Here is a 5,627-nt window from a genome sequence, read left to right on the forward strand (position 1 = left end):
CCTGAAAAGCGGGGCTGCGCCCCTGCCTTTCGTCTTTCAGGGGCGCGGGGAACTGCGCGCTCAGCCCCCACCGGTCCGCAGATGACATCCCGCCGCACCCCACCCCCTCAGGGGCGCGGGGAACTGCGCGGGTGACCCCCACCGGACCCGCACCCGACATCCCCCACGGCCGCGGGGCGTTCAGGTCGTCGGGGGATCGGTAGGCTAGGGGGACTGCGAGTCCCCCCACCTGCGCGCTTCCGCAACGCTGAAGTGCCGTTCGCGGTCCCCGTGTTGGCCTTCTGCTGTTGAGGATGATTCGCTGGTGCTCGTCGCGGAGCGGTATCGGTTGCAGGCGTCCATCGGCCGGGGCGGCATGGGCGAGGTCTGGCAGGCCACTGACGAGGTGCTCGGCCGCGCCGTGGCCGTCAAGCTGCTGCTGGGGGACGAGGCGGACAGCGCCGCGTCCGCCCGGTTCCGGCTGGAGGCCCAGACGGCGGCCAGGCTCAGCCACCCGTACGTCGTCGCCGTCTTCGACTTCGGCGCCTGGGAAGACCGGTTCTACCTGGTCATGGAACTGGTCGAGGGCCAGAGCCTCGCCCAGGAGCTGACCGCGTCCGGCACCCTCGGCGCGGACCGGGTGGCCACCATCGCCGCCCAGGCCGCCGCGGGCCTCGCCGCCGCGCACCGCGAGGGGATCGTGCACCGGGACATCAAGCCCGGCAACCTCCTCGCGGACGCCCACGGAACCGTGAAGATCGGCGACTTCGGCATCGCCCGTTTCGTCGACGACCCGTCGTCCGCGCTCACCACGGCCGGCCAGATCGTCGGCACCAGCCTCTATCTCGCCCCCGAGCGCGCCCTGGGCCGTCCGGCGTCCGCCGCCTCCGACGTGTACTCGCTGGGCTGCGTGCTCTACCAACTCCTCACCGGCAGGCCGCCGTTCCAGGGCGAGAGCGCGACGATCACCCTGCACCAGCACATCGACATGGCGCCGGTGCCGCCCCGCGAGCGCGGGGTCCAGCTGCCGCCCGCCTTCGAGAACTACCTCCTCGGCCTGCTTGCCAAGCAGCCCGAGGACCGGCCCACGGCCCAGGAGGTCGCGGACTGGTTCGGCACGGGCGCCTGGCAGGGCCGGGCCGAACCCCTTCCGGTGGCCGCACAGCAGCCGCGTACGCAGGTGTCGTACGCGTCCGCGCCCCCGCAGCAGCAGCCCGGGGGAGCCGACAGCGGGGCCCCGACGACGTACCGGCTCCCGGCGACCGCCGCGCAGCCGGGCAAACGCTCCGCCCACGCGGCCCGCTCCGGGCCCCTGCCCGCCCCGGTCCCCTCCTCGCACGCTTCGCACTCCGCCCGTTCCGGCCCCTCGCGCCGCGCGCGGCCGACCGGTGGTGGCGGCGGTGTCGGGACCGCCGTCCGCCGCAGACCCCGGGTGTTCGGCATCCTCGCCGGTGCCGTCATCTTCGTCCTGGCCGTGCTCGCGGGCATGTCGATGTTCTCGCCGGACGACACCGCGTCGAAGGACGGGTCCAAGGACGCGTCCCCGTCCGCCGGTGCGAGCGCGGGTTCGTCCGGCGGGTCGGCCACCGGGGCGCCCGTGGCCGGAGCGGTGGACCAGGAGCAGGACCAGAACCAGGGCCAGGGCGGGGATCAGGGTCAGGAGACCGGGACCGCGCCCGACGTCAATACGGCGCCCTCCGCCTCCCCCTCCGTCACCCAGGAGATTCCGGAGGTCGTACCGGACCCCGCCCAGGACGCGGAGAAGCCGCGCAAGCCGGGCAAGGGCGGCGACGACCGGTCGGACGACGAGGACGACGAGGACGACGGCGAGGAATGAGCGCCCGGGAGGACGGCCGGCGAGGGCACCCCCGCGGCCTTCAGAAGTCCTTCTCCGGCCAGTCCAGCAGCCGCGCCCCGATGACGGCGGTCTGCAGGGTGTACCGGTGCACCGGGTCCGCCGGGTTCGCGCCGGTCAGCTTGTGGATGCGTTCGAGCCGGTAGGTGAGCGCGCGGACGCTCAGTGCCAGGCGCCGGGCGGCCTCCGCGGCGACACAGCCCGAGTCGAAGTACGCGGTGAGGGTGTCGAGGAGCGGTTCGGCGCCGCCACGGGCCGCGCGCAGCGGACCGAGCGCGCTGACCACCAGGTCGGCCATGGCCTGCCGGTCCCGGGTGAGTACGGGGTAGACGAGCAGGTCGGCGGAGCGCAGCACGGGTGTGTCGAACTCCAGCCGCTCCGCCAGATCGAGGGCGTTCAGCGCCTCCTCGTAGGACTGGACGACCCCGCCGGGCCCCGGCTGGGAGCGGCCGATGGCGACCTGCCCGCCGTCGGTGGCCGCGTACGCCTGCTTGGCGAAGAACGCGAGGACGTCGTCCTGGTCGCCCGGCGCGATGCACACCAGACGTCCGTCCTTGGTGGTGACGAGGATGCTGCGGTTGCCGAACCGGGTGATCAGCGCGCGCTCCACCTCGCGGGGCACGGTGTCCCCCTCGTCGTACCCGTCGTGGCCCGCGCTGCCGCGCGCCACGGCGACGGCGTGCGCGTGCGAGAGGCGCAGCCCGAAGCGTTCGGCGCGTTCGGCGAGCAGCCCGAGGTCGCTGCGGCCGTGCAGGAGGTCGTCGATGAACTCCCGGCGCGCGGCCTCCTCCTGGCGTACGGCGAGCAGCTGCGCCCGTTCGTACCCCTCGGCGAAGGCGTCGACGGCCTGCTCGACGGCGGCGAGCGTGTGCTCCCCGGCGGTGGCGGGCCAGTGCACGCGGGCGGCGGTGAGGTGGGCGCCGACCAGGGCGCGCAGTCCGAAGCCGGCCTCGGCGGCCCGTTCTCCCAGCGCCCGCCGGGAGTCGAGTTCGTCGCGGGTCAGCCGGCGTCCGGTCGCGGAGGCGTCGGCGAGGATACGCGCGTACCCGTCCAGGTATTCCTCGGGTACGTCCCGCCCCGCCATGCGCGCCCCTCTTCGCCCGGTCAGCCGTTTTCCCTCGATGAGCTGGTGACGCCTTTCTAGCGCATGGGGCGGGGGTGTGGGGCGGTGAGGGTGGGGTTCGCTGCCGGGACACGGCAGGGGTGGGACCCCGGTACCGGCCGCCGAACGGCGGTGTCCGGTACCGGGGTCCCTATCCGTCCCCCGTCGCAGGCCCACGTGGATCCCCCGTGCATTCCGCGTGGTTCCCTGTTTCCGCCCACTCATCGTGCCCGGGGGAGCCGGGATGGCGCATTGCCGGATCCCGGCAGTCTTCGGGCGTTCCCGGTGCCGGAGGGTGCCGGGATCCCGTGACGCACGGGGCTGCTGTGCCAAGGCGGCACCAAGAAAGCGTAAAGACTGCCGGGATCCGGCAATGTGTATAGCGCACGCATCTGACACAATGCGAGTCCGCCGAGGTGATCGGCACAGTCGGGGAGGTGACCGGATGAACGTGTTTCTCGGTCTCGGCATCGCGGGTGTCGTGCTGCTGCTTCTGACGCTGGTCTTCGACGGCGTCCTGGAGGGACTGTTCGGCGGGGCGGGGTTCCTGGACGGGCTCTTCGACGGGCTGCTCTCGCTGCCGGTCATCGCCGGATTCGTGTCGATGCTCGGCTTCGGCGGTGCTCTCGTGCTCGGCACCACCGGACTCGGCGTCCTGCCCGCCACCGCCGTGGGTATCGGGGCCGGAGCCGCGGCGGGCGCACTGACCTGGCGGTTCAGCCGGGCCCTGATGCGCGACGAACCGTCCGCCACCCCGCGCGGCACCGACCTCGTCGGCAGCTCGGGGTCGGTGGTCACCCCGATCCCGGTCGGCGGTTACGGCGAGGTGCTCGTGTATCTCGCGGGGCAGCCGCTGAAAATCGCGGCGAAGAGCCCCGAAGCGGTGGCCCGGGGCACGGAGATCTGGGTCGAGGAGTCCCTGTCACCGACCTCGGTGGCGGTCCGCCCGGTCCAGCGCTGAGCGGTCCGCGGTCCCTGATGCGCGGTCATTGGTTGTCGGTTGCTGGTTGATGGTTATTGGTTATTGGTTCTGATCCATACCGATCTGCCGCCTTGGGGGTGGCAAGGGGGGAATTCCACATGAGTCCCGTGCTCGTCGCGGTCGTGGGAGTCGTCGTACTCCTCGTCCTGCTCGCACTCGTCGTCGTCACGCGCTACAAGGTGGCCGGGCCCAGCCAGGCCTTCATCGTCACCGGGCGGCGCGGCAAGAAGTCCACCGACCCGGAGACCGGCCGGGTGTTCACCGACAACAGCGGTCAGAAGGTCGTGGTCGGCGGCGGAGTCTTCGTCGTGCCGTTCGTCCAGCAGAAGTTCACCCTCGACCTGTCCAGCCGGCACATCCCGATCACCGTGCGCGGCGCGGTCACCCTGCGCGGCGTCAAGGCGAACCTCGAAGGGGTCGCCATCGTCAAGGTCGGCGGCACCGAGGACTCCATCCGCGCCGCCGCCCAGCGGTTCCTGATGCAGCAGAACGGCATCGTCGGCTTCACCCAGGAAGTGCTCTCCGGCGCGCTGCGCTCCATCGTGGGCCGCATGTCGGTGGAGGACATCATCCGCGACCGTGCCGCGTTCGCCGGGCAGGTCGCGGAGGAGGCCGAGGCCAGCCTGTCCGGGCAGGGCCTGGTGCTCGACGCCTTCCAGATCCAGGACATCACCACCGAGGGCTCGTACCTGGAGGACCTCGGCCGGCCCGAGGCCGCCCGCGCCCGGCAGGAGGCCGACATCGCGGAGGCCGTCGCCCGGCGCGCCGCCGAGCAGGCCCGGCTGAAGGCCGAGGAGGAGATCGCGATCGCCCAGCGGACGTTCGCGCTCAAGACCGCCGAGATCAAGGCCGAGACGGACGAGGCGGCGGCCCGTGCCGCGGCGGCCGGACCGCTCGCCCAGGCCGCCCGCAGCCAGGAAGTCCTCGCCGAACAGGAGAAGGTCGCCCAGCGGCAGGCCGCGCTGACCGACCGCGAACTGGACACCAAGGTCCGCAAGCCCGCCGACGCGGCGCGCTACCAGGCCGAGCAGGAGGCGGAGGCCCGCCGGGTCGCCCTGGTCAAGCAGGCCGAGGCCGACGCGCAGCGGTCGCGGCTGACCGGTGAGGGCGAGAAGGCGCACCGCGCGGCACTCGCCGACGCCGTACGCATCGAGGGTGAGGCCGAGGCCGCGGCGATCGGGGCGAAGGGGGCCGCCGAGGCGGAGGCCATGCGGCTCAAGGCCGACGCGTTCGCGCAGTACGGCGACGCGGCCGTGCTGCAGATGGTCGTCGAGGTGCTGCCGTCGGTCGTCGCCAAGGCGTCCGAGCCGCTCAGCGCGATCGACAAGATGACGGTGATCTCCACGGACGGGGCGAGTCAGTTGTCCCGTACGGTCGCGGACAACGTGGCGCAGGGGGTGGAGCTGCTCGGCTCCACGACCGGGGTCGACCTGCCTGGACTGCTGCGCAGGATCACGTCACCGCCGGCCGCTCCGGCCGCGGCGCCGGCTGCCGCGCCGGCGAACGGCAAGGTCGACGTGACCGACTGACGGTACGACGCTCGGGTGCGGGCCGGTGGGGGCCGGTCGCGCAGTTCCCCGCGCCCCTGGGGGGTGGGGGTTCGCCGGGACGTCGGGTGCGGGCCGTACGTGGCTGGCCGCGCAGTTCCCCGCGCCCCTGAAAAGCGGGGCTGCGCCCCTGCTTTTCGTCTTCTGGGGGCGCGGGGAACC

Annotated in this window: 4 protein-coding genes; 3 read left to right on the plus strand and 1 reads right to left on the minus strand. The window is 73.0% G+C overall.

The window, feature by feature from the left end; genetic code table 11:
• Positions 1 to 355 precede the first annotated feature (355 nt).
• Complete coding sequence (locus ACFWGJ_RS41130; protein ID WP_387334081.1) at positions 356 to 1,816, plus strand: serine/threonine-protein kinase; 1,461 nt, start codon at positions 356 to 358, stop codon at positions 1,814 to 1,816.
• Positions 1,817 to 1,856: 40 nt separating this feature from the next.
• Here the strand turns inward: ACFWGJ_RS41130 and ACFWGJ_RS41135 are convergent, their stop codons facing one another.
• Positions 1,857 to 2,918, minus strand: coding sequence for a PucR family transcriptional regulator (locus tag ACFWGJ_RS41135; protein WP_387334078.1), 1,062 nt, complete (start codon positions 2,916 to 2,918; stop codon positions 1,857 to 1,859).
• 463 nt (positions 2,919 to 3,381) lie between these two features.
• On the opposite strand from ACFWGJ_RS41135, the gene ACFWGJ_RS41140 reads away from it, so the two are divergent.
• Together ACFWGJ_RS41140 and ACFWGJ_RS41145 are read left to right on the plus strand one after the other, a co-directional pair.
• Positions 3,382 to 3,897 (plus strand): hypothetical protein, encoded by a 516-nt coding sequence (locus ACFWGJ_RS41140; protein WP_387334079.1) that lies wholly within the window; start codon positions 3,382 to 3,384, stop codon positions 3,895 to 3,897.
• 119 nt (positions 3,898 to 4,016) lie between these two features.
• Positions 4,017 to 5,447 carry a flotillin family protein gene (locus ACFWGJ_RS41145; protein WP_387334080.1) on the plus strand — a complete coding sequence of 477 codons (1,431 nt, stop codon included), beginning with the start codon at positions 4,017 to 4,019 and terminating at the stop codon, positions 5,445 to 5,447.
• Positions 5,448 to 5,627: the final 180 nt, after the last annotated feature.

Origin of the sequence: Streptomyces sp. NPDC060205 (assembly GCF_042728395.1) — a bacterium.
Classification (GTDB): domain Bacteria; phylum Actinomycetota; class Actinomycetes; order Streptomycetales; family Streptomycetaceae; genus Streptomyces.

Bases quoted from the DNA above. Each gene is read 5' to 3' on its own strand.
- ACFWGJ_RS41130 (WP_387334081.1), top strand. From the start codon at position 356: ATGGGCGAGGTCTGGCAGGCCACTGACGAGGTGCTCGGCCGCGCCGTG.
- ACFWGJ_RS41145 (WP_387334080.1), top strand. From the start codon at position 4,017: ATGAGTCCCGTGCTCGTCGCGGTCGTGGGAGTCGTCGTACTCCTCGTC.
- ACFWGJ_RS41140 (WP_387334079.1), top strand. From the start codon at position 3,382: ATGAACGTGTTTCTCGGTCTCGGCATCGCGGGTGTCGTGCTGCTGCTT.
- ACFWGJ_RS41135 (WP_387334078.1), bottom strand. From the start codon at position 2,918: ATGGCGGGGCGGGACGTACCCGAGGAATACCTGGACGGGTACGCGCGT.